Source organism: Pantoea sp. DY-17, assembly GCF_019795975.1.
Classification (GTDB): Bacteria; Pseudomonadota; Gammaproteobacteria; order Enterobacterales; family Enterobacteriaceae; genus Pantoea; species Pantoea leporis.
Genome location: NZ_JAIMIG010000001.1, coordinates 145,694 through 165,257, shown reverse-complemented (window position 1 = coordinate 165,257; position 19,564 = coordinate 145,694). Strand labels below are relative to the sequence as shown.

18 protein-coding genes are annotated in these 19,564 nt (G+C 55.5%); 12 read left to right on the top strand and 6 right to left on the bottom strand.

The genetic code is table 11. The features are described 5' to 3' along the window. Nucleotide 1 precedes the first annotated feature (1 nt). The 5 genes from cyoB (at nucleotide 2) to K5Y33_RS00790 (ending at nucleotide 5,321) form a co-directional block, all read left to right on the top strand. Nucleotides 2-1,984 (top strand): cytochrome o ubiquinol oxidase subunit I, encoded by a 1,983-nt coding sequence (gene cyoB / locus K5Y33_RS00810; protein ID WP_101762427.1) that lies wholly within the window; start codon nucleotides 2-4, stop codon nucleotides 1,982-1,984. Then, complete coding sequence (locus K5Y33_RS00805) at nucleotides 1,984-2,598, top strand: cytochrome o ubiquinol oxidase subunit III (RefSeq protein ID WP_007886985.1); 615 nt, start codon at nucleotides 1,984-1,986, stop codon at nucleotides 2,596-2,598. The genes cyoB and K5Y33_RS00805 overlap by 1 nt, the downstream gene beginning before the upstream one ends. Next, complete coding sequence (locus tag K5Y33_RS00800; RefSeq protein ID WP_007886986.1) at nucleotides 2,598-2,927, top strand: cytochrome o ubiquinol oxidase subunit IV; 330 nt, start codon at nucleotides 2,598-2,600, stop codon at nucleotides 2,925-2,927. The genes K5Y33_RS00805 and K5Y33_RS00800 overlap by 1 nt, the downstream gene beginning before the upstream one ends. An 11-nt stretch (nucleotides 2,928-2,938) precedes the next feature. Beyond that, entirely contained in the window at nucleotides 2,939-3,826 is an 888-nt protein-coding gene (cyoE, locus tag K5Y33_RS00795; protein ID WP_008103945.1) for a heme o synthase, read from the top strand. A 130-nt stretch (nucleotides 3,827-3,956) separates the two neighbouring features. Further along, nucleotides 3,957-5,321, top strand: a complete 1,365-nt coding sequence (locus K5Y33_RS00790) for an MFS transporter (protein WP_192236709.1) — start codon at nucleotides 3,957-3,959, stop codon at nucleotides 5,319-5,321. Nucleotides 5,322-5,354: 33 nt separating this feature from the next. Here K5Y33_RS00790 and adhP read toward each other — a convergent pair whose 3' ends face one another. Together adhP and K5Y33_RS00780 are read right to left on the bottom strand one after the other, a co-directional pair. Then, a complete protein-coding gene (gene adhP, locus K5Y33_RS00785) occupies nucleotides 5,355-6,395 on the bottom strand; it encodes an alcohol dehydrogenase AdhP (protein WP_137385269.1) in 1,041 nt (346 codons plus the stop codon). A gap of 30 nt (nucleotides 6,396-6,425) precedes the next feature. After that, the gene (locus K5Y33_RS00780) at nucleotides 6,426-7,946 is read right to left on the bottom strand and encodes an aldehyde dehydrogenase family protein (RefSeq protein WP_110867746.1); all 1,521 of its coding nucleotides are present in this window, start codon (nucleotides 7,944-7,946) and stop codon (nucleotides 6,426-6,428) included. A gap of 275 nt (nucleotides 7,947-8,221) precedes the next feature. Between K5Y33_RS00780 and K5Y33_RS00775 the strand changes: the two genes are divergently transcribed. After that, complete coding sequence (locus K5Y33_RS00775; RefSeq protein WP_137385268.1) at nucleotides 8,222-9,994, top strand: sigma-54-dependent Fis family transcriptional regulator; 1,773 nt, start codon at nucleotides 8,222-8,224, stop codon at nucleotides 9,992-9,994. Here K5Y33_RS00775 and K5Y33_RS00770 read toward each other — a convergent pair. Beyond that, nucleotides 9,991-10,482, bottom strand: coding sequence for a YajQ family cyclic di-GMP-binding protein (locus K5Y33_RS00770; protein WP_101762432.1), 492 nt, complete (start codon nucleotides 10,480-10,482; stop codon nucleotides 9,991-9,993). The genes K5Y33_RS00775 and K5Y33_RS00770 overlap by 4 nt on opposite strands. 125 nt (nucleotides 10,483-10,607) lie before the next feature. Here K5Y33_RS00770 and panE point away from each other — a divergent pair, with 125 nt between their 5' ends. Continuing rightward, a complete protein-coding gene (gene panE, locus K5Y33_RS00765; RefSeq protein ID WP_192236712.1) occupies nucleotides 10,608-11,528 on the top strand; it encodes a 2-dehydropantoate 2-reductase in 921 nt (306 codons plus the stop codon). Then, on the top strand, nucleotides 11,482-12,090 hold the full coding sequence (yajL, locus tag K5Y33_RS00760; protein WP_192236713.1) for a protein deglycase YajL: 609 nt from the start codon (nucleotides 11,482-11,484) through the stop codon (nucleotides 12,088-12,090). The genes panE and yajL overlap by 47 nt, the downstream gene beginning before the upstream one ends. 114 nt (nucleotides 12,091-12,204) lie before the next feature. On the opposite strand, the gene thiI is transcribed toward yajL, so the two are convergent. Beyond that, nucleotides 12,205-13,653, bottom strand: a complete 1,449-nt coding sequence (thiI, locus tag K5Y33_RS00755) for a tRNA uracil 4-sulfurtransferase ThiI (RefSeq protein WP_110867750.1) — start codon at nucleotides 13,651-13,653, stop codon at nucleotides 12,205-12,207. Between the two features lie 237 nt (nucleotides 13,654-13,890). On the opposite strand from thiI, the gene xseB reads away from it, so the two are divergent. From xseB to K5Y33_RS00735, 4 genes are all read left to right on the top strand, one after another. Beyond that, nucleotides 13,891-14,133 carry an exodeoxyribonuclease VII small subunit gene (xseB, locus tag K5Y33_RS00750; RefSeq protein ID WP_101762436.1) on the top strand — a complete coding sequence of 81 codons (243 nt, stop codon included), beginning with the start codon at nucleotides 13,891-13,893 and terminating at the stop codon, nucleotides 14,131-14,133. Then, nucleotides 14,133-15,032, top strand: coding sequence for a (2E,6E)-farnesyl diphosphate synthase (gene ispA / locus K5Y33_RS00745; RefSeq protein ID WP_101762437.1), 900 nt, complete (start codon nucleotides 14,133-14,135; stop codon nucleotides 15,030-15,032). Before xseB ends, ispA begins: the two co-directional genes overlap by 1 nt. 19 nt (nucleotides 15,033-15,051) lie before the next feature. Continuing rightward, a complete protein-coding gene (gene dxs, locus K5Y33_RS00740; protein ID WP_101762438.1) occupies nucleotides 15,052-16,917 on the top strand; it encodes a 1-deoxy-D-xylulose-5-phosphate synthase in 1,866 nt (621 codons plus the stop codon). A gap of 91 nt (nucleotides 16,918-17,008) precedes the next feature. Then, nucleotides 17,009-17,983, top strand: coding sequence for an aldo/keto reductase (locus K5Y33_RS00735; protein WP_222233086.1), 975 nt, complete (start codon nucleotides 17,009-17,011; stop codon nucleotides 17,981-17,983). A gap of 118 nt (nucleotides 17,984-18,101) precedes the next feature. Here the strand turns inward: K5Y33_RS00735 and thiL are convergent, their stop codons facing one another. Continuing rightward, nucleotides 18,102-19,079 (bottom strand): thiamine-phosphate kinase, encoded by a 978-nt coding sequence (gene thiL / locus K5Y33_RS00730; RefSeq protein ID WP_101762440.1) that lies wholly within the window; start codon nucleotides 19,077-19,079, stop codon nucleotides 18,102-18,104. Nucleotides 19,080-19,125: 46 nt separating this feature from the next. Further along, the gene (gene nusB, locus K5Y33_RS00725; protein WP_007887007.1) at nucleotides 19,126-19,545 is read right to left on the bottom strand and encodes a transcription antitermination factor NusB; all 420 of its coding nucleotides are present in this window, start codon (nucleotides 19,543-19,545) and stop codon (nucleotides 19,126-19,128) included. Between the last annotated feature and the right edge of the window lie 19 nt (nucleotides 19,546-19,564).

Below are 19,564 nucleotides of genomic sequence, written 5' to 3'. Positions count from 1 at the left end.
GATGTTCGGAAAATTAACACTGGATGCAGTGCCATACCACGAACCCATTATCGTGGTTACGGTCGCCGCTATCATCTTAGGTGGTCTGGCGCTGGTTGCTGCGATTACCTACTTTGGTAAGTGGCAGTACCTGTGGTCAGAATGGTTCACCTCCATTGACCATAAAAAACTGGGTATCATGTACATCATCATGGCTTTCGTCATGTTGCTGCGCGGCTTTGCCGATGCGGTAATGATGCGTACCCAACAAGTGATGGCTTCCGCTGGGGAAGCCGGCATACTACCGCCGCACCACTACGACCAGATCTTCACCGCTCACGGCGTGATCATGATCTTCTTCGTGGCGATGCCGTTCGTGGTAGGTCTGATGAACATAGCGGTACCGCTGCAAATCGGTGCTCGTGACGTTGCCTTCCCGTTCCTGAACAACCTGAGCTTCTGGTTTACCGCGATCGGTGTGATCCTGGTGAACATCTCTCTGGGTGTGGGCGAGTTCGCACAGACCGGCTGGTTGGCTTATCCGCCGCTTTCGGGTGCGGAGTACAGTCCTGGCGTCGGGGTCGATTACTGGATCTGGAGTCTCCAGCTGTCCGGTATCGGTACGACACTGACCGGTATCAACTTCTTCGTGACCATTCTGAAGATGCGTGCGCCGGGCATGGACCTGTTCAAAATGCCGGTATTCACCTGGGCATCACTGTGTACTAACGTCCTGATCATCGCTGCGTTCCCGGTACTGACCGTTACGCTGGCACTGTTGACGCTTGACCGTTACCTTGGCTTCCATTTCTTCACCAATGAAATGGGCGGTAACATGATGATGTACGTCAACCTGATTTGGGTCTGGGGTCACCCGGAAGTGTACATCCTGGTTCTGCCGGTGTTTGGTGTCTTCGCTGAAGTCACGGCGACCTTCTCTAAAAAGCGTCTGTTCGGTTACACCTCTCTGGTGTGGGCGACCATCGCGATTACCGTTCTGTCGTTCATTGTTTGGCTGCACCACTTCTTCACCATGGGTGCGGGCGCGAACGTAAACGCCTTCTTCGGTATCATGACGATGATCATCGCTATCCCGACCGGCGTGAAAATCTTCAACTGGCTGTTCACCATGTATCAGGGTCGCGTTGAGTTCCACTCAGCGATGCTGTGGACCATCGGCTTCCTGGTTACCTTCTCTATTGGTGGTATGACAGGTGTTCTGCTGGCGGTTCCAGGTGCGGACTTCATTCTGCACAACAGCCTGTTCCTGATCGCGCACTTCCATAACGTGATTATCGGTGGTGTGGTGTTCGGTTGTATGGCTGGCGTGACCTACTGGTTCCCGAAAGCGTTCGGCTTCACGCTGAATGAAAAATGGGGTATCCGCGCGTTCTGGTTCTGGATCATCGGCTTCTTCGTGGCATTCATGCCGCTGTATGCGCTGGGCTTCATGGGCATGACGCGTCGTATCAGCCAGGACATCGATCCTCAGTTCCACTCACTGCTGGTGGTTGCAGCAGGCGGTGCGGCGCTGATCGCTTGCGGTATCCTGTGCCAGGTTACCCAGTTCTACGTTTCTGTGCGTGACCGCGACCAGAACCGTGATCTGACCGGTGACCCGTGGGGTGGACGTACGCTGGAGTGGGCAACCTCTTCACCGCCGCCGTTCTACAACTTTGCTGTTATCCCGCATATCCATGAGCGCGATGCGTTCTGGGAAATGAAAGAGAAAGGCGAAGCGTACAAGCAGCCAGAAAAATATGAAGAAATTCATATGCCGAAAAACAGTGGCGCAGCTGTTGTTATCGCGGCTCTGATGACTGTGTTCGGTTTCGCCATGATCTGGCATATCTGGTGGCTGGCTGGCCTCACCTTCGTGGGCACCATCATCACCTGGATTGTGAAGAGCTTCGATGAAGACGTGGATTACTACGTACCGGTTGCTGAAGTCGAGCAGATCGAGAAGAAGCACTTTGACGAAATCAGCAAAGCAGGTCTGAAATAATGTCAACTGAAACTGCAAAACACCACCACGACGCCCATGCGGAGCATGGGCATCACGATGCAGGAGCCAATAAAGTCTTTGGCTTCTGGATCTACCTGATGAGTGACTGCATTATCTTCGCAACCCTGTTTGCGACCTATGCAGTTATGGTCAATAACACTGCCGGTGGCCCGGCAGGTAAAGACATCTTCGAACTGCCGTTCGTTCTGGTCGAAACCGCGCTGCTGCTGCTCAGCTCCATTACCTATGGTATGGCAGTGATTGCGATGAACAACCAGAACAAGGGCTCGGTCATCAGCTGGTTAGCGTTGACCTTCCTGTTCGGTGCTGGCTTTATCGGCATGGAAATCTATGAATTCCATCACCTGATCAAAGAAGGCTTCGGTCCTGATCGCAGCGGCTTCCTGTCAGCGTTCTTTACGCTGGTCGGCACGCACGGTCTGCACGTGACCTCTGGCCTGATCTGGATGGCAGTGATGATGTTCCAGATTTCTAAACGTGGTCTGACTGCAACCAACCGCACCCGTATCATGTGCCTGAGCTTGTTCTGGCACTTCCTGGATGTGGTTTGGATCTGCGTATTCACCGTTGTCTACCTGATGGGAGCCATGTAATGAGTCATTCTGTTAACGAACATGGCGCTTCTCACGGTAGCGTGAAGTCTTACATGATCGGCTTCGTCCTCTCCATCATCCTGACCGGTATTCCGTTCTGGATGGTCATGGATGGCGGCGCTTCACACGGCACTATTCTGGGTGTGGTTCTGGTGTGTGCGGTAGTGCAGGTGCTGGTTCACCTGGTCTACTTCCTGCACTTAGACAGCAAATCAGAAGGTGGCTGGAACATGGTGGCCATTGTCTTCTCAGCACTCATCATCTTGATTGTTGTCGTAGGCTCACTGTGGATTATGTGGAACCTCAACTACAACATGATGGCCCACTAAAGAGTCGCGTAATGATTAAGCAATACCTGCAAGTAACAAAACCAGGAATTATTTTCGGCAATTTAATTTCTGTGATCGGTGGATTCCTGCTGGCTTCGAAAGGCAGCATTGATTACACCCTGTTTCTCGCCTCGCTGGTTGGCGTATCGCTGGTTGTCGCATCAGGTTGTGTTTTCAACAACGTGATTGACCGCGATATCGACATCAAAATGGAGAGAACGCGGAACCGTGTTCTGGTCAAAGGCCTGATCTCGGCGAAAGTAAGCCTGGTTTATGCAACCGCATTGGGTATTGCTGGCTTTGCGTTGCTGTATTTCGGCGCTAACCCGCTGGCCATGTGGCTGGCGGTGATGGGCTTCGTGGTTTACGTAGGCGTTTATAGCCTCTATATGAAGCGTAACTCTGTCTACGGCACGCTGATTGGTAGTCTCTCTGGCGCTGCGCCGCCGGTGATTGGCTACTGCGCAGTAACCAACCAGTTTGATGCTGGCGCGTTGATTTTACTGGCTATCTTTAGCCTGTGGCAGATGCCGCACTCCTATGCGATTGCCATCTTCCGCTTTAAAGATTACCAGGCTGCCAACATTCCGGTTCTGCCAGTGGTGAAAGGCATCTCGGTGGCAAAAAATCATATTACGCTATATATCCTGGCGTTCATGATTGCCACGCTGATGCTGACCCTTGGCGGTTACGCGGGCTACAAATATCTGGTGGTGGCTGCGGCCGTTAGCGTGTGGTGGCTCGGCATGGCGCTTTCAGGTTACAAAACCTCAAACGATAAAGTTTGGGCACGTAAACTGTTTGTGTTTTCGATTGTCGCTATCACCGCCCTGAGCGTGATGATGTCGGTTGATTTCATGACGCCAGCGTCGAAAGATTTACTGACTTACGTCTGGTAATTCAGCTCCGCAAAACCAGAAAGGGCGCGAATTTCGCGCCCTTTCTTTTTGTTACCACTGCTTAAGAACAAATGTTTTACCCGCCCTGCCCTGCTGCCTAAAATGGGCGCAGTATAATTTTGAGGTAAACATGAACGACAATAAAATGACGCCAGTAGAGCTTCGTGCTACATGGGGTTTAGGTACCGTTTTTTCCCTGCGCATGCTGGGAATGTTTATGGTCTTGCCGGTACTCACCACGTACGGCATGGCGTTACAGGGCGCCAGTGAAACACTGATTGGGTTCGCAATCGGTATCTATGGTTTGGCACAAGCCATCTTCCAGATTCCTTTTGGTTTGCTCTCCGATCGCGTCGGCCGAAAGCCGCTGATCGTTGGCGGGCTGCTGCTGTTCGTTTTCGGCAGCGTTATCGCCGCCACCTCCGACACCATTTGGGGCGTGATTTTAGGCCGCGCGTTACAAGGCTCCGGCGCGATTGCCGCCGCGGTAATGGCGTTGCTGTCAGATTTAACCCGTGAACAAAACCGCACCAAGGCGATGGCGTTTATCGGCATCAGCTTTGGCGTCACTTTTGCTATTGCGATGGTAGTTGGCCCAATTGTCACCCACGCACTCGGCTTGCACGCGCTGTTCTGGATGATCGCCATCCTCGCGACGCTGGGCATCGTCATCACCTTATTAGTGGTGCCGAACGCACCAAACCACGTATTGAACCGCGAATCCGGCATGGTGAAAGGCAGTATCCGCGCGGTGTTGACCAATCCAAAACTGTTAAAACTGAATATCGGCATTCTCTGCCTGCACATTCTGCTGATGTCGAGCTTCGTGGCGCTGCCGGGACAGTTTGAACAAGCCGGTTTACCGGCGGCCGAGCACTGGAAAGTCTATCTGGTGACGATGCTGGTGGCCTTTGTGGCCGTGGTGCCTTTCATTATCTATGCCGAAGTGAAGCGCCGCATGAAGCGCGTGTTTGTCGGCTGCGTGGCGATCATCATCATTGCAGAAATCGTATTGTGGGGCGCGGCAGGCCACTTCTGGACGCTGGTGATTGGTGTGCAGCTGTTCTTCCTCGCCTTCAACCTGATGGAAGCGATTCTGCCATCACTGATCAGCAAAGAGTCGCCGCCGGGCTACAAAGGCACCGCGATGGGCATCTACTCCACCAGCCAGTTCATTGGTGTGGCGATTGGCGGCAGCATGGGCGGATGGATCTATGGTCATGTTGATGCCCAAACCGTGTTCCTGGTCGGTGCGATTGTCGCAGCTGCCTGGCTGTTTGTGGCGATGTCGATGCAGGAACCGCCTTACGTCAGCAGCCTGCGCATTATGCTCAGCGATGCGGTGCTGGCGGTGCCGAATCTGGAGAAGCGTTTGAAAGCGCAGCCCGGCGTGGCGTCGGTGTTTATCGTGCCAGAAGAGAAAAGTGCTTATATCAAAATCGACAGTAAAGTGACGAGCCGCGTCGAACTCGAAGCGCTGCTCGCCAGCTGCTAAATGACCAGCCCGACCATCGCGTCGGGCTTTTTGTTACAGCGACATATCCACCACGATGCGCCCTTCAATCTTGCCAGCGTGCATCCGCGCGAAGATATCGTTGATGTTAGTCAGCGGTTCTACCGCTACGGTGGCTTTCACCTTGTGACGACCGGCAAAATCCAGCGCTTCCTGCAGATCTTTGCGCGTCCCGACGATGGAACCGCGCACCGTAATGCCGTCCAACACCATATCGAAAATCGACAGATCGAATTTGCCCGGCGGCAAACCGTTCAGCACCATGGTGCCGCCACGACGCAGCGTACCAATCGCCTGTTCGAACGCTTTCGGTGAAACTGCCGTGACCAGCACGCCATGCGCACCGCCAAAACTCTCCTGGAACACCTTGGCCGGATCGACATTTTTCGCGTTCGCCACCACGCTGGCACCAAGACGTTTAGCGAACGCCAGTTTCTCATCATCAATATCCACCGCCGCCACGTTCAGACCCATGGCAACCGCGTACTGCACCGCCATATGCCCTAAACCGCCAATACCGGAAATCACCACCCAATCGCCGGGTTTGGTGTCGGTCATTTTCAGCCCTTTATACACGGTGACGCCGGCACAGAGGATTGGCGCGATTTCGTTGTAATCGACGTTATCCGGAATGATGCCGACATAGTTGGCATCGGCGAGGCAGTATTCCGCGAAGCTGCCATTCACTGAGTAACCGGCATTTTGCTGCGACAGACACAGCGTTTCCCAGCTATCGAGACAGTGTTCGCAGTGACCGCACGCCGAATAGAGCCATGGCACACCGACGCGATCGCCCATTTTCAGGTGCTTAACGCCCTCGCCGAGCGCCACAACCTGGCCCACACCTTCGTGGCCCGGAATAAACGGCGGATTGGGTTTAATCGGCCAGTCGCCTTCGGCCGCGTGAAGATCGGTATGGCACACGCCGGTAGCCGCAATTTTCACTAAAATCTGCCCCGGCCCGACCTGCGGCACCGGCACCTGCTCAATCACTAACGGTTCACCAAAAGCCTTCACAACAGCGGCTTTCATGGTGGTTTTGATTTGCATATTCATCTTTCACTCTCCATTTGAACGGATGCGGACTTAGAACAGGCCCAAAGGCGCGGTGCCATAGCTAACCAGCAGATTTTTGGTTTGTTGATAGGCGCTGAGCGCCATTTTGTGCGTCTCACGGCCTACACCCGACTGCTTGTAACCGCCGAATGCCGCGTGAGCGGGATAGATGTGATAACAGTTGGTCCAGACGCGCCCGGCTTTGATGCCGCGTCCCATGCGATAAGCCAGATTGGTATCGCGCGTCCACACGCCCGCACCAAGACCGAACTGGGTTTCGTTGGCGATGGCGAGCGCTTCTGCCTCATCCTTAAAGGTGGTAACACCAATCACCGGCCCAAAAATCTCCTCCTGAAAACAGCGCATCTGGTTGGTTCCTTTGATTAAGGTCGGCTGAATGTAGAATCCATCATTCAGCTCGGTGGCCATGCTGGCGCGATCGCCACCGGTGAGAATTTGCCCGCCTTCGTCGCGTGCGATGTTGATATACGACAGGATTTTATCGAATTGCTGGCGTGAAGCCTGTGCACCAATCATGGTGTCGCTATCGAGCGGATCGCCGCGACGGATGTTCGCCACCTTGGCCATCACGCGATCCATAAAGGGTTGATAGATCGATTCATGAATCAAGGCGCGCGATGGACAGGTACAGACTTCACCCTGATTGAAGAAACCGAGTACTAAACCTTCCACCGCCTTCTCAATAAACTCGTCCTCACCATCCATCACATCAGCGAAGTAGATATTCGGCGACTTGCCGCCCAGCTCGACGGTGCAGGGAATGATGTTTTCAGCAGCGCAGGCCATAATGTGGCGCCCCACCGGCGTTGAACCGGTAAAGGCGATTTTGGCGATGCGTTTGCTGGTCGCCAGCGCTTCACCCGCTTCACGACCAAAGCCCTGCACCACATTCAACACGCCAGCCGGGAACAGATCGCCAATCACCTCCATCAGCAGCGTAATACCGAGCGGCGTCTGTTCCGCCGGTTTCAGCACGACACAGTTGCCCGCCGCCAGCGCTGGCGCCAGTTTCCACGCCGCCATTAACAGCGGGAAGTTCCACGGAATGATTTGCCCAACCACGCCGAGCGGTTCATGAAAATGATATGCCACGGTGGTTTCATCGATCTCCGCGGTGCTGCCCTCTTGCGCGCGCAGGCAACCGGCGAAGTAACGGAAGTGATCCACCGCCAGCGGCAGATCGGCGTTCAGGGTTTCGCGAATCGGTTTACCGTTATCCCAGCTCTCCGCTACCGCCAGTTTTTCGAGATTGGCCTCAATGCGATCCGCCACCTGCAACAGGATGTTGGCGCGATGCTGCACGCTGGTTTTTCCCCAGGCATCGGCCGCCTGATGCGCCGCATCCAACGCTAAATCGATATCGCGCGCATCCGAACGCGGGAACTGCGCGATATCGCTGCCATTCACTGGCGAGGTGTTAGTGAAGTATTGGCCGCTGAGCGGCTCGACGAATTTGCCCGCAATGTAGTTGCCGTAAATCGCCTGGAATGAAACCAAAGCGCCGGGCGTACCGGGATGTGCATAACGCATCGCAAACTCCTTTATGTAGGGTCAGATATTCTGAAGGCTCAGTCGCCTTCCAGAAAACGTGCTGTCAGAGGAGCTATTGCAGCGGGCGTGCCAGCTTTTTTCATCAGACGATATTTCATTAAAAAACCAATATCATCATTAAGTTAAGAGCCGCCGCACAACATGACCTGGCTATGTTGTGCAGAAAAGTTCACCATCTGTGTTGCGTATCGCAACAGTACAGAAACCGACCCGCTACAATGTCGCAACACTTTCGCTTGGGCATGAGGTCATCAATGCAGGGACATCCATCCGCGTCTGCCGTTAACGCCAATCCGCTATTAAGCGACTCCTGGTTCCGTAGCCAGCTGTATGGTCTCGATCGCACCGCCGATGATTTTCCGCGTGTTCGCCAGGGTGAACTGGCCGATGTGCTTGCCAGCAATGCCGGGCTGCAGCAATTCGCACAGCCGGTGATCAAACAGCTGGCGCAGAAGCTGGCCGAGAAGCAATCGGTGGTGATTTTGTCGGATGCCACCGGTTTGGTGCTCAATACCTTTGGCGATATGCCCTCGCTGGAAAAAGCCCAACGTTATGCGCTGGCGCCGGGTAATTTATGGAGTGAATGCGGGCGTGGCACCAATGCGATTGGCACCGCGCTGGCGATTGATGATGGCTGCGAGATTCAAGGTCATCAGCACTTCCTCACGCTCAATCAAGGTTTGTACTGTGCGGCGATGCCGCTGCAAATGCCCAACGGTCAGATTGCTGGCGTGCTGGATATTTCCGGCCCGGCGCACTTCCCGCATCCGCAGACCTTTAGCTGGGTGAAAGCGGCGGCGAAACAGATCGAATATTTGTGGGTGAAGCAGAGCCTGCATCCGCAGCAATGGTTGATGAGCCTGCATCTGCAGCCGCAGGGTATCGATACCAGCGATGAACTGCTGCTGGTGTTCTCGGATAACGTCCTGACCGCCGCCAACAGGCTGGCGATGCGCGAACTGGCGCTGAGCGTCGGGCAACTCGGCAGCGTGACCTTTCAACAACTGTTTCCGCAACAGCAGCAGCACGCCAACAGCATTCCCGCTCCGCTCGATTACGCTACGCAGCGCTACTATTTTCGCCTGCGAGCACCGCAGCGCAGCCATTTTGCCACGCCGAGCGAACCCGCCAGCGAGCTGCCTTTCTCGCTGGGGCGCGATGGCGAGAAGATGGTGCGACTGCTCAATGCCGGCGTTTCACTGTGCATTCACGGCGAAACCGGCAGCGGCAAAGAGTATGTCAGCCGCGCACTGCATCAGCAAAGCCGCTGGCGCGAAGGCAAATTCGTTGCCATTAACTGCGCGGCCATCCCCGAAGCGCTGATTGAATCTGAGCTGTTTGGCTATCAACCCGGCGCGTTCACCGGCGCGAGCAAGAATGGTTACATCGGCAAAATTCGTGAAGCAGATGGCGGCGTGCTGTTCCTCGATGAAATTGGCGATATGCCGCTGGCACTGCAAACCCGCTTGCTACGCGTGTTGCAGGAGAAAGAGGTGGCGCCGCTCGGATCCAGCCGCAGCTGGCCGGTGAATTTCGCGGTGATCAGCGCCACACACCGCGATTTGGCACAACGTGTAGCCGAAGGTGAATTCCGCGAAGATTTACTCTATCGCCTGCAGGAATTCTCGATGACCATTCCGCCGCTGCGCGCCTGGCCGGATGTGGAAGGTTTTATCCGTCGATTATGGCTGGAGCTGGGCGGCGCGGATCGCGATATTCAGCTCTCACCTGCGCTGTTGACGGCTCTGGCGCAGCTGCCGTGGCCGGGCAACGTGCGGCAATTGCGCAGCTTGTTACGCGTGCTATTGGCGCTGGCGGATGAAGGTGAAGAAGTGACCGAGGTCCATTTACCGGCAGAGTATCGGCGTGCGGCGGTGCAGCCACAGTCCGATCGGCAGAGTCATGATAGGCGGTTGATCAGCGAAACGCTGCAGCGCTTCAATGGTAATATCAGTAAAACGGCGGAAGCCTTAGGCGTCGCGCGCAGCACGCTTTATCGTCGTGCGGCGCGCGACAAACGCGATTAGTCGCGGAAGTTTTTGAACTGGAAAGGCTGTCCGAGGTTGCCACCGCGCACCAGCGCCATCGCACCTTGCAGGTCGTCGCGTGACTTACCGGTTACGCGCAGTTCTTCACCCTGAATCTGCGTCTGCACTTTCAGCTTGCTGTCTTTAATCAGCTTCACCAGCTTTTTCGCGATATCGCTTTCGATACCTTTCTTCAGCTTGGCTTCCACCGACCAGCTTTTACCGCTGTGCACGATCTCTTCTGGCACTTCAATCGCTGCGCCTTCAATGCCACGCTTCAGCAGCTTTTCGCGCAGAATATCCACCAGCTGCTTGACCTGGAAATCAGATTCGCTGCTGAGTTTGATGGTCTCGTTCTTTTCGTTGAGCTCAATGGTTGCACTCACGTTACGGAAATCGAAACGAGTTGAGATCTCGCGGTTCGCATTCTCCACGGCATTTCGCACTTCCGACAATTCGACTTCGGAAACGATATCGAAAGATGGCATCTTTTCTTCTCCTGATACTAAAGTGACATGCATAATACGCGTCTTGTGGCGCTAATAAAATACGATACGCGGAAAGCTATACTTACCCGTAACGTGAAAACAGGAACCCGCCCACGGGAGGCAAAATGAAAATTACCGTGTTGGGGTGTGGCGCCTTAGGTCAAATTTGGCTCGCCGCTCTCGCCCGTCAGGGACATGAGGTGCAGGGCTGGTTACGTGTACCGCAGCCCTATTGCTCAGCCAACGTAGTCGATCCGCAAGGCGAGGTGAGCAATCACACCTTTATTGCCAACGATCCGCTGTTCCTCGCCGAAAGCCAGCTGTTACTGGTGACGCTCAAAGCGCCACAGGTTTCCCCTGCGGTGAAAAATCTGCAAAGCGTGCTGCCGACGCACGCGCCAATTCTGCTGCTGCATAACGGCATGGGAACGCTGGAAGAGCTGAAAGATTTGCGTCAGCCGCTGTTGCGCGGCATCACCACGCACGCGGCAATGCGCGACGGCACGGTGATTAAGCATATTGCGCACGGCATCACCCATATCGGCCCTGCTAATCGTGAGAGCGCCGCACTCAGCGATATCGCTGATATTCTGCATCAGGCGCTGCCGGATGTGGCCTGGCATGACAACATCGCCGCCGCCAGCTGGCGCAAGCTGGCAATTAACTGCGTGATCAATCCGATGACCGTCGAGCACGATTGCCAAAACGGGGCGCTGCGCGCCTGGCCGGAACAAGTCGCGCTGCTGTGCGAAGAGATCGCCTGGGTGATGGAGCGCGAAGGCCAGCACATGGCGGTGGATAATCTGCGCGACATCATTTACGACGTGATCGATAGCACCGCCGCAAATACCTCATCAATGTTGCAGGATGTGCGCGCGCAGCGTCTGACCGAAATTGATTACATCACCGGCTACCTGTTGCGTCGCGCCCGCGCGCAGGGCATTTCACTGCCGGAAAACACCCGTTTGTACGATCTGATTAAACGTAAGGAGTCCCACTATGAGCGCGAACGCATCGGTTCTGGTTTGCCTGGCACATGGAAGTGAAGAGACCGAAGCGGTCACCACTATCGATTTGCTGGTACGCGGCGGATTAAGCGTCACCACCGCCAGCGTGGAGAGCGATGGCACGCGTGAGATCGTTTGTTCGCGCGGCGTGCGGCTGCTGGCGGATGCGCCTTTGGTTGAGGTGGCGGATAACGACTACGATGCGATTGTGCTGCCCGGCGGTTTGAAAGGCGCGGAGACCTTCCGCGACAGCCCGCTGCTGGTGGAAACCGTGCGCCAGTTCCATCTCTCCAGCAAGATTGTGGCAGCGATTTGTGCCGCGCCGGGCACGGTTTTGGTCGCGCACGATCTGTTTCCGGTCGGCAATATGACCGGTTTTCCCGGCCTGCGTGACACCATTCCCGACAGCAAATGGATGGAGCGCCGCGTGGTGTGGGATCCGCGCGTTAACCTGCTGACCAGCCAGGGACCGGGCACCGCAATGGATTTTGCGTTGAAGCTGATTGATTTGCTGGTGGATAAAGAGACCGCGCGTGAAGTGGCTTCACAGCTGGTGCTGGCGGCAGGGATTTATAATTATCAGGAGTTTGAAGAGCGGTAACGTTGTTACAACAGACTGCACATGATTGTAGCGGCGCGATTAATTGCGCATTTCACTGCAACACTGATGCCGCATGAAATACGCGTGATTCATCGCGCCGCTACGGTTTATCGCTTATGGACGATAAACCTTCACGTTTTTGAAGCCCTGCTCATGCAGATAGAGCGCCTGCAAGCGACTCATCACACCGCGATCGCAATACAGCAGCCAGGTTTTACTCTGGTCCAGGTCGCCAAACTGGGTGCTGAGTTTATAGAACGCCAGAGTCTTCACTTCAACGCCTTCAACGATCAGCGGATTCGCCTCCTGCTCATCGGCCGAACGGATATCCAGCACCACGTCGTTGCTGATGAAGGAGTCAACGGTTTCAACTTCCACCACTTCTTCTTCCGTCTGCTCGGCGATTTCACGGATATCGACGTTGCTGGCTTCCTGCACCACGCGATGAAGTATCTCGAAATCGAAGTTTTGCTCTTCCGCTTCGATCTTGCCCTTCACCGCTTTAACGGTTGGGCTTTTCGAAATCACGCCGCAATATTCTGGCATGGTGCGGGCAAAATCTTCGGTGCCGATCTTACGTGCCACATCAATGATGTGCTCTTTGTCATGGGAGATCAGCGGACGCAGGATCAGCGTATCGGAGGCGTTATCGATCAAACGCAGGTTGGTCAGCGTCTGGCTGGAAACCTGGCCCAGCGCTTCGCCGGTCACCAGCGCCTGCACGCCGTAACGTTCTGCTACCATCGACGCCGCACGCACCATCATACGCTTCAGCACCACGCCCATTTGGCCGTCGTCCACTTTCTCAAGAATCTCACCGACTACCGGCTCGAAGTTGATCGCTACGAAGCGTACGCGGTGTGAGCGACCAAAGCGCTGCCACAGGTAGTGTGCAACCTGGCGCACGCCAATCTCGTGTGCCGCACCGCCAAGGTTGAAGAAGCAGTAATGCACGCGGCAGCCGCGACGCATCAGCATGTAGCTCGAGACGCCAGAATCGAAACCACCGGAAATCAGTGACAGAACATCTTCCTGGGTACCAATCGGGAAACCGCCTAAGCCTTCATAGCGTGCGGTGATCAGCAACAGGCGATCGTCGTCGATCTCCAGATTCACCGTTTCTTCCGGGCGATTGAGCTGCACGCGCGCGCTGGCGATGTGTTGATTAAGGCCGCCGCCAACGTAGCGTTCCACGTCCTGCGAGCTGAAGCTGTGCTTGCCGCGACGCTTGACGCGCACGCAGAAGCTTTTGCCTTCCAGACGCTCGCGGTTGAGCACCAGCGTCTGCTCGAAAATGTCGTGCATATCGGTGTAGGCGCGATCTTCCACCGCCAGCACATGGTGAATGCCCGGAATGCGCGTCAGTTCGGTGACAAGGGTCTCGCGCAGCGACTCATTCTTAGAACGCACTTCAATGTGGTCCCAATGGCGCACGACTTTGATCTCTTCATCCACGGTGCGCAGAATATTACGAATGCTACTGGAGAGAATTTTGATAAAGCGCAGACGCACCGACTGACTTTTGATGGTGATTTCTGGAAACAGCTTGACGATAAACTTCATGGCGACAGGGGTTCGTTTGGACAAATAAGTGCTAAAAGCATCGGCACTTAACTGTTAAAATCATATAATTGCGGGTTAATTCAGGAGCCCCCGCATCCGAGGCGCAAAAGTATATCACCTTTGCCGGGTGACTGCTTTAAGCAACCTTCATCACATTCATTATTTTGCTAATTAATCCTCGTCAGCTACCATGACCGATTGCAAGATGATCTCCTAACCTGTGAGTCGACACTGATTATGCCGAAAAAAGCCGAAGCGCCTGCCAGTTTTGAAAGCGCATTAGAGCAGCTGGAACAGATTGTCAGCCGCCTGGAAAGTGGCGAGCTGCCGTTAGAGCAGGCGCTGAACGAATTTGAACGCGGCGTACAATTGGCACGTACCGGTCAGCAAACCCTGCAGCAGGCAGAGCAGCGTGTGCAAATTCTGCTTAGCGATGAGAAAGATGCCGCCCTCGCCCCTTTTACCCCGGAAAATGAGTAATGGATTTCGCTAAACTGCTGAGCGCTTACCATCAACGCGTTAATCAGGCATTGACGCGCTTAATAGATCCACTTCCTTTTCAGAGTTCTCCTCTGGTGAATGCCATGGAGTATGGGGCATTATTAGGCGGTAAGCGCCTGCGTCCCTTTCTGGTGTACGCAACAGGCGAAATGCTAAAGGCCGATGCCGCCAGCCTCGATGTGCCGGCTGCGGCCGTGGAATGCATCCATGCTTATTCCCTGATTCATGACGATCTGCCGGCGATGGACGACGATGCGTTACGCCGCGGGCAGCCAACCTGCCATATTAAATATGGTGAAGACACGGCGATTCTCGCCGGCGATGCTCTGCAAACTTTGGCCTTTTCGATTCTAGCCGATCAGCCGATGCCCGGCGTCAGCGCCGACGCGCGTATTGCGATGATTTCCGAACTGGCGCAGGCCAGCGGCGTGGCAGGCATGTGCGGCGGTCAGGCACTGGATTTGGCGGCGGAAGGCAAAAGCATCGATCTGGCGCAGCTGGAACAGATTCACCGCCATAAAACCGGCGCGTTAATTCGCGCCGCGGTACGTCTTGGAGCATTAGCCGCCGGCGATCGTGGCCGCGCCGCGATGCCGCTACTGGATACCTACGCCAATGCCATCGGACTGGCGTTTCAGGTGCAGGATGACATCCTCGATGTGGTCGGCGATACCGCCGTGTTAGGAAAAACACAGGGCGCGGATCAGGCATTGGGTAAAAGCACCTATCCTTCATTGATGGGGCTGGAAAATGCCCGCAGTAAAGCCTGGGATCTTTATCAAGAGGCGCTCGGCGCGCTCGATATTCTGGCGGCACAGTCTTACAACACACTCGCCTTACAAGCGCTGGCAAGCTTCATAATTGAACGCGATAAATAACTTTCATAATGAGTCTCTGATGAGTTTTGATATTGCAAAATACCCGACACTGGCGTTAGCCAACACGGTTCAGGAATTACGTTTATTACCGAAAGAAAAACTTCCGGAGCTGTGTGACGAACTGCGTCAGTATCTGCTGGATAGCGTGAGCCGATCTTCCGGCCACTTTGCATCGGGTCTGGGCGTCGTCGAGCTAACAGTGGCGCTGCATTATGTTTATAACACCCCCTTTGATCATCTGGTGTGGGACGTGGGCCATCAGGCCTATCCGCACAAAATTCTGACCGGACGCCGCGATCGCATCGGCACCATCCGCCAGAAAAATGGCCTGCATCCGTTCCCGTGGCGCGGTGAGAGTGAGTACGACGTGCTGAGCGTAGGTCACTCCTCCACCTCGATCAGCGCCGGGCTCGGCATGGCGGTTGCCGCCGAACGTGAAGGCAAAGGCCGCCGCACCGCCTGTATTATTGGCGATGGCGCGATCACCGCCGGCATGGCGTTTGAAGCCATGAACCACGCCGGTGACATCAAGCCGGACATGCTGGTGATCCTCAACGACAACGAGATGTCGATCTCCGAGAACGTGGGCGCACTCAACAATCGTCTGGCACAGATTCTCTCCGGGAAAACCTATTCACGCCTGCGCGAAGGCGGTAAGCGTGTATTGGGCGGTTTGCCGCCGATTAAAGAGCTGGTGAAGCGCACAGAAGAGCACCTGAAAGGCATGGTGGTGCCGGGTACGCTGTTTGAAGAGCTGGGCTTTAACTATATCGGCCCGGTAGATGGTCACGACGTGCTGACGCTGGTAAGCACGCTAAAGAACATGCGCGATCTGAAAGGTCCGCAGTTCCTGCACATCATGACCAAAAAGGGCAAAGGTTATGCCCCGGCGGAAGAAGATCCGATTACCTGGCATGCGGTACCGAAGTTCGATCCCGCCAGCCTGGCGCTGCCGAAAAGCGTGCCGGGCTTGCCAAGCTACTCGAAGATTTTCGGCAACTGGCTGAGCGAAATGGCGGCTGACGATCCGCGCCTGATGGCGGTCACGCCAGCGATGCGCGAAGGTTCGGGCATGGTGAGCTATTCACGCGACTATCCGCAGCAATATTTTGATGTGGCGATTGCCGAGCAGCACGCGGTAACGTTCGCGGCAGGTATGGCAATTGGTGGTTACAAACCGGTTGTGGCGATCTACTCGACCTTCCTGCAGCGCGCCTACGATCAGCTGATCCACGACGTCGCCATCCAGAAATTGCCGGTGCTGTTTGCTATCGATCGCGGCGGTATTGTCGGCGCGGATGGTCAAACTCATCAGGGCGCATTTGATATCGCGTTCTTACGCTGCGTGCCAGAGATGGTGATCATGACGCCAAGCGATGAAAACGAATGTCGTCTGATGCTTTATACTGGATATCACTATCAGGATGGCCCGAGTGCGGTGCGTTACCCGCGCGGTACCGGCACCGGCGCAACGCTGGAACCGCTGGCTAGCTTGCCGCTGGGCAAAGGTATTGTGAAGCGTCGCGGCGAAAAGCTGGCGATCCTTAACTTCGGTACTTTGCTGCCAGAAGCCGCTGCCGCTGCGGAAGCGCTGAATGCCACGCTGGTGGATATGCGTTTTGTGAAGCCACTCGATGAAGCACTGATTGCCGAGCTGGCGGCCAGCCACGATTCGCTGGTTACGCTGGAAGAAGGCGCCATCAAAGGCGGCGCCGGCAGCGGCGTCAATGAGTACGTGATGGCAAAACGCCTGCGCGTGCCGGTGCTCAACCTCGGCCTGCCGGATGAGTTCATCCCACAAGGCACGCAGGAAGAAGTACGTCAGGATTATCAGCTGGATGCCGCCGGTATTCAGCAGCAAATCACTGACTGGCTCGCCCAGTAATCTGCCCGACTCGCTCACCGCCCGGTGAGCGAGCCTGCTGCTATGCTTAGGGAACGATTTCCCTCAAGCATAAGAGCAGGAGCCCAAATAGATGAAAACCATTCCCCTAGGCCAAACCGACTTACAGGTTTCACGTCTCTGTTTAGGCTGCATGACTTACGGCGATCCCACGCGCGGCAATCACGCGTGGACGCTGCCCGAAGAGAGCAGCCGACCGTTGATCAAGCAGGCGCTGGAAGCCGGCATCAACTTCTTCGATACCGCTAACAGCTATTCCGATGGCAGCAGCGAAGAGATCGTGGGCCGGGCGCTGAAAGATTTTGCCCGCCGCGATCAGGTTGTGGTCGCCACCAAGGTCTATTTTCCGCTGAGTAATCTGTCACAAGGCTTGTCGCGCCAGAATATCCTGCAATCGATTGATGACAGCCTGACGCGCCTTGGTATGGAGTATGTCGATCTGCTGCAGATTCACCGCTGGGATTACGCCACGCCGATTGAAGAGACGCTGGAAGCGCTGCATGAAGTGGTGAAATCCGGCAAGGCGCGTTACATCGGCGCATCATCAATGCACGCATCGCAGTTTGCTCAGGCGCTGGAACTGCAAAAGCAAAATAACTGGGCGCGCTTTGTCAGCATGCAGGATCAGTACAACCTGATTCAGCGTGAGGAAGAGAATGACATGCATCCGCTGTGTCAGCGCGAAGGGATCGCGGTGCTGCCGTGGAGCCCGCTGGCGCGCGGTAAACTCACGCGTCCATGGGGCGAAACCACCGCACGTTCGGTATCAGATAATGTGATGGAGAAGCTGTATACCGGCACCGAAGAGAACGATGCGGCAATTGCCGAGCGTCTGGCTAATGTAGCCGCCGATAAAGGCGTGACGCGCGCGCAGGTGGCGCTGGCGTGGCTATTACATAAACCGGCGGTCACCGCGCCGATCATTGGCGCTTCGCGCGAGCAACAGTTCGCCGAGCTGGTGAAAGCGGTGGATGTTGAGTTGAGTGAGAATGAGATTGCCGAGCTGGAAACGGTATATCAACCGCACCCGCTGGTGGGGTTTGAGTAAGGTAGACCATTCCCCTCACCCCAGCCCTCTCCCGCAAGCGGGCGAGGGAGCAGAACGTGCAGTACCCACCTAATCGTCCCCTCTCCCACTTGTGGGAGAGGGTTAGGGTGAGGGCAATTTACTTCGCGCCGAAGTGATCAAACCCTTTCACATCTACACTGCGCGGCTTGCCGTTCTCCAGCAAACTCAGCCCTTCCGATTCGGGTGCAATCTGCCCAATACAGGTATAAGGCACACCAAAATGGCCGAGCGCCACGTCGATCGCGCCACGGTTCACTTCTGGCACGGTAAAGCACAGCTCGTAATCTTCGCCGCCGCTCAACGCCCATTTCAGCACCAGTTCAGGCTCGAAGTGATCGCGCAGGGCAGCTGAAAGCGGTAACGCGTCGAGATTGATGCGAGCGCCAACGCGGCTGGCGGTCAGCACATGGCCGAGATCGGAAATCAGGCCATCAGAGATATCGATCGCCGAGGTTGCCAGCCCCCGCAGCGCCTGGCCTTGCAGCACGCGCGGCATTGGACGCAAATGGCGTTTGATCAACGCTTCGTGCACCGCCGGATCGTTCAGGCGATGGCGATGCTGCAGCAGCGATAAACCGGCCGCGCTGTCACCCAAGGTGCCGGTGACAAAGATCCAGTCGCCTGGCTTCGCGCCCGAACGTTTCAGCGCCCTTCCCACTGGCACTAAACCGTGAATGCCGAGCGTCATGCTCAGCGGTCCGCGCGTGGTATCGCCACCAATCAGCTGCATATCGTAATAATCCAGCAGCTCAAACAGGCTGTCGCTAAAGGCCGCCACCCACGGTTCATCAATTTCAGGCAGCGTTAATGCCAGCGTCAGCCAGGCCGGATCGGCGCCCATGGCGGCTAAATCGCTGAGATTAACGGCGACGGCTTTGTAGCCGAGATCGGCGGGATGGATATCACGTAAGAAGTGGACGCCTGCAACCAGCGTGTCGGTGCTGATGGCAAGTGTCTGTTTTTCTGGCACGTTAAGTAACGCGCAGTCGTCACCAATTCCTTTCTCCACATCGCGGCGGGAGCTGGTGACGCGGTTAAAGTAACGTGCAATCAGTTCGAATTCACCACAAGACATAAGTCAGGTCTCAATGAGAAAAAGGCCGGATAACCGGCCTTTAACGCTATTTTTTGTTTGGTCGAATTTGCGGGGCAGCTTTGTCGAGCACACCGTTGACGAATTTGTGGCTGTCTTCAGCACCAAACACTTTTGCCAACTCGATGCCTTCGTTGATGGCCACTTTATACGGCACATCAGAACGCTTGCTCAGCTCATACAGCGAAATACGCAGGATGGCTTTTTCTACCTGGCCCAGCTCTTCCAGCTGACGCGACAGGTAAGGCTTCATCAGACCGTCCAGGTACGCGCTGTTAGTCGCCACACCGGCCAGCAATTCGCGGAAATAGCTAATATCGACGTCTTTGACGTCTTGTTCCGCCAGAAACTGGTATTCCACATCGGCAATGTCGTTCTTAGACAGCTGCCAGGAGTAAAGCGCCTGGACAGCGCACTCACGGGCGCGACGACGAGCAGCAGGTTTCACAAAATTCCCCTTACAAAAA